Source organism: Mycobacterium sp. E735, assembly GCF_001666955.1.
Taxonomy (GTDB): domain Bacteria; phylum Actinomycetota; class Actinomycetes; order Mycobacteriales; family Mycobacteriaceae; genus Mycobacterium.
In genome coordinates this window covers 1-1,013 of the sequence record NZ_LZIX01000010.1, presented here as the reverse complement: position 1 = coordinate 1,013, position 1,013 = coordinate 1, and the positions used below count along the sequence as shown (strand labels likewise).

The following is a 1,013-nucleotide window of genomic DNA, read 5'->3' as shown; positions in this document are numbered from 1 at the left end:
GCTCGACGCCGCGATCTACCGGGAGGCCGCGTTGCGCCTGGACCGGCACTTCGCGATCTCGGTCATCGACTGCGGTTCGACGATGGACGCGCCGGTCACCCAGGAGGTGCTGCGCGACTTGGACGCGCTGATCGTGGTCTCCTCGCCGTGGGCCGACGGGGCGTCCGCCGCCGCCAGGACCATGGAGTGGCTGGTCGACCAGGGCTTCGACACTCTGCTGCAGAGCACCGTCGTGGTGCTCAACGATTCCGACGGGCACGCCGACAAACGGACGCGGGCGCAGCTGGCCCGGGAGTTCACCGACCACGGCCGGCCGGTGATCGAGGTCCCCTTCGACCCGCACCTGCGGCCGGGCGGCGTCATCGATGTGAGCCGCGAAATGTCGGCCGCCACGCGGCGGAAGTTCCTGGAGCTCACCGCGACAATCGCCGGCTACTTCGCGGCCCGGCCCGAGAACCAGCGGCCGGGCTAGGCCTGCTCGGCGACCTCGCCCGCCCGTGCGGACGGGTCGGCGATCGCCTCGAGCTTCGCCACCTTCGACCCGCGGATCGTCAGCACGATGACGGCAAACAGCCGGCGGTGGCTGAACGCCAGCAGCACCGGTTGCCCGACGGGACCGCTGACCAGCGTGACGTCGGGCCACAGGTACCGCAGCAGGTTGGTGGCCACCGCGTCCGGCCCGTGATTGATCTGCGGGGGCGGCGCCGGGTCGGCGAGGATCGTGCCCACGCCCCACACCGTCGGATCCAGCACGGCGGCCAACGCGCCAAGGTCACCGTTGGCGCACGCGGTGATGAATTTTTCGGTGACGAGCTGATGCTCGCTCGATGCCACCACGTTCGTTGTAGGCTGAGCGGCAACGAATTTCGCCCGTGCACGGCGCGCCAGCTGCCGACACGTACCGACCGGGCGGCCTACCGTTTCGGAGATCGAGTCGAACGGGACGCCGAACACGTCGTGCAGCACGAAGGCGACCCGCTCCCCCGGACTGAGCCGGCGCAACACCTCGAGCA

General features: G+C 70.2%; 2 protein-coding genes. One reads left to right on the top strand and one right to left on the bottom strand.

All coding sequences use genetic code 11. The annotated features are described in order from the left end of the window. On the top strand, positions 1–472 hold a 472-nt coding region (locus A5704_RS01255), incomplete at its 5' end, for a MinD/ParA family protein (RefSeq protein WP_231968692.1). Here A5704_RS01255 and A5704_RS01250 read toward each other — a convergent pair. Continuing rightward, positions 469–1,013, bottom strand: a 545-nt coding sequence (locus tag A5704_RS01250; protein WP_304442264.1) for a sigma factor-like helix-turn-helix DNA-binding protein, incomplete at its 5' end; no start/stop codon positions are given. The two genes, A5704_RS01255 and A5704_RS01250, sit on opposite strands and share 4 nt — an antisense overlap.